This window comes from Pontibacterium sp. (genome assembly GCF_041587635.1).
Taxonomy (GTDB): Bacteria; Pseudomonadota; Gammaproteobacteria; order Pseudomonadales; family Balneatricaceae; genus Pontibacterium.
In genome coordinates, this window is the sequence record NZ_JBFGYC010000487.1 from 1 (window position 1) to 3,045 (window position 3,045).

Genomic DNA, 3,045 nt, shown 5'->3' on the forward strand with positions numbered 1-3,045 from the left:
AGGCACAGGCACTGTCCACGCTTCTGCGAAGTGTGGGTCGCCTAAAGACGATCCTACAGAGACGACCCTACAGGGTGAGCCTTCAGATCCCGGTTTTATGGTGTGTTCGACACCTTAACGTTAGCCACTCTTTCTGCTGTTAAGCTTACCTTCCAATCTACGTGCTACTATTTCCACTTATCGATAACGGGCTTATGGCTATCAGGGAGTGGAAACATGTCGGTAAAACCCGCGAATTGGTCTTTTCTTATATTTGTTGTGGCATTGCTAGTAGGATGCGGTGATGATGATTCTCCGGCTCCTGTTCTAACATCCGATCAGGTGTCCCCTAGTACTGAGCCACAGAATATTCAGGTTATACCGCCAGAGATGGTGGAACCGGACACACGCTTTGAAGGTGTGGATTTTAGGGTTGCGGATATTAGTACCGAGTTTTATCAGGGGCGTCTTGCGGCAGCGGTTACCTTTACTGCACCCGTTGCCGTAGACGGCAAGGTTGGCCAGTGGCTTCAGATCGAAGCCGAGTCCGGTCAAAGCCTTAACGGAGAGTGGGCTGCCGGTGATACCGCCACAACGCTCTATTTCCCCCATTTATTGCCTGAAAAATCCTATAAAGTCACTGTCCTAGCGGGCATGCCATCGCAGTTGAAACAATCCATTTTAGAGCCGTTTTCTGTTGTGTTAAAAACAGAAGCCCTCTCTCACATGCTGGGTTTTGTCGGGCGAGGGAATTTGTTGGCCCATAAACTGACGAAGGGTTTACCGGTTATTTCACGCAACGCTAAATCGGTTGATGTGGATTTTTACCGTATCCCGGCAGAGCGTTTAGTGAGTTTTCTGGCCGATAATCAAAAGCCGGGGCAGCAGGAGTTTTGGCGGGTGCGGGAATACATACCGCAGCTTGAATTGGCCTATACCGGACGTTTTGATCTGAATGTGGCACGCAATGCGCAGGCAACCAGTTACTTACCCGTTAAGGATATCGTTGCCTTGCAACGGAAAGGTACGTATCTGGCCGTGATGCGGCGTTCCGGAAATTACGATTATAGCTATCCAGCGACGTGGTTTGCAGTGACTGATCTGGGTGTTCATCTGCGTATCTATGATCAGCAAATCGATGCCTATGTGAGTGCGCTCTCCACCGCTAAGCCACAGTCAGATATTGAGCTGTCATTACTGACCGGAGATGGGAAGGTCATTGCGACTCAGGCCTCGACAGCCGATGGCCGTGCAAGCTTCCGCAATCTGGATCTGAATGGCGATGCTATCCCCAAGCTATTGATAGCCAGTTCTGCGGAAGATACAACGTTGGTGCGTTTGTACGGTCCGGCGCTGGATCTATCGGAGTTCCCTGTGACTGGTTTGAACCCACAGGCGCAAACCTTGTTCCTTTACTCTGCACGGGACCTCTATCGACCGGGAGAATCGGTGACGGTCAGTGGCTTACTGCGCGGGCGTGACGGTGATATGGTTCCGGGGATTCCGCTGCAGGCATCCCTTCAACAACCGGATGGCCGGGTTGTCAGTACACGAATGATTACACCTGATGAGCTGAACTATTACGAAGCGACCTTTCCTATTGCTAAGGATCAGCCGACCGGACGCTGGATACTCTCTGTACAGTTGCCGGATAGGACCCGCAGTGAATACAGTTTTCAGGTGGAGGAGTTCCTACCGGAGCGTATGTCGTTAATACTCGACGGTGCCGAGCAGATTAAAGCCACCGAAGCTCTGATGCTAAAGGTGTCTGGCGAGTATTTATATGGTGCACCGGCCGATGGAAATCAGCTGCAGTCAGAGTTGGTTGTCGCGATGTATTCACACCCGTTTGAGGCTTTTTCCGATTACTACTTTGGCGATATACGTGAGACCGACTGGAATCGTCGTGTTGAACTGGATAACCAGAAACTTGATAGCCAAGGTGAAACTCATCTCAAGGTAAAACCATTCTGGCAAAAAACCAAAACGCCTCTGCTACTCCGATTGTTCGAAAGCTTGCAGGATATGGGCGGCCGGCCGGTCAGTCGTTCCTTTAGTAGCTACGTGTTACCCGCCCCTCAGCTGGTTGGGATCCGCCCTCTGTTTGAGGAGCACACCACGGATTACAACGGTCATGCGAGTTTCGAACTGATCTACACCGATGGCGATGAGAGACTGGCACGGGATGATCTTGAGGTCACCCTGATACGTGAACACCGACGTTACCACTGGGTGTATTCGGATGCTGAAGGTTGGAGTAACAACTATACCGAGCGTCAGTATTCGGTATTCAATCAAACGATCTCACTGAACGCGGATCAGACTGGCGAAATCGAGGTGCCGGTCGAGTGGGGTTACTACCGGCTGGAAGTCAAAGATCCGGATAACGGTCTGATCAGTAGTTACCGCTTTAAAGCCGGTTGGAGCGAACAGGAACAAGCGTTGTCGGGCAGGCCCGACCGTATCGGGATATCGCTGGATCAGGACGCTTACCGTGCCGGGGATAAGGTTCAGGTGCGTCTGCAACCGCCCGCAGCGGGCGAAGGCTATCTGGTCGTTGAAGGGGATCAACCGCTCTATTGGCGCAAGATTTCTGTACCTGCAGAAGGTGCAACCATCGAACTTCCAGTGGATCCGAGCTGGAATCGTCATGACCTCTATCTCTCTGTGATGTTGGTTCAGCCAGGCCTTGAGCGTGAAACACGATTACCTCGCCGGATGATGGGGATTCAGCCCCTGCGTTTGTTGCGCGATGAGCGCCGCTTAAACGTCACGCTGGACTTGCCTGCTAAGGCGCTGCCAGAGAAATCTGTGACCATCCCTGTGCAGATCAGCCGACGTGCAGGAGGCGATATGCCTTCACGCGTAGGTTTAACGCTGGCAGCTGTGGATCTGGGGGTGCTCAACATCACCCGCTTTGAAACCCCTGACCCGTTTAAAGGCTTTTTTGGTCAGCGTCGCTACGGTGTTGATGCTCGAGATAGTTATGGTGCGCTGATCGATGCAGATGACGGTGATCTTGCGACGTTACGTTTTGGCGGTGATGCAGACCTGCAACGCGGCGGG

At 52.3% G+C, this 3,045-nt stretch carries 1 protein-coding gene; it reads left to right on the top strand.

Translation table 11 applies throughout. The features are described from left to right. Positions 1–216 precede the first annotated feature (216 nt). The coding region (locus ABYW01_RS17905; protein ID WP_372835432.1) for an alpha-2-macroglobulin at positions 217–3,045 on the top strand (2,829 nt) is incomplete at its 3' end.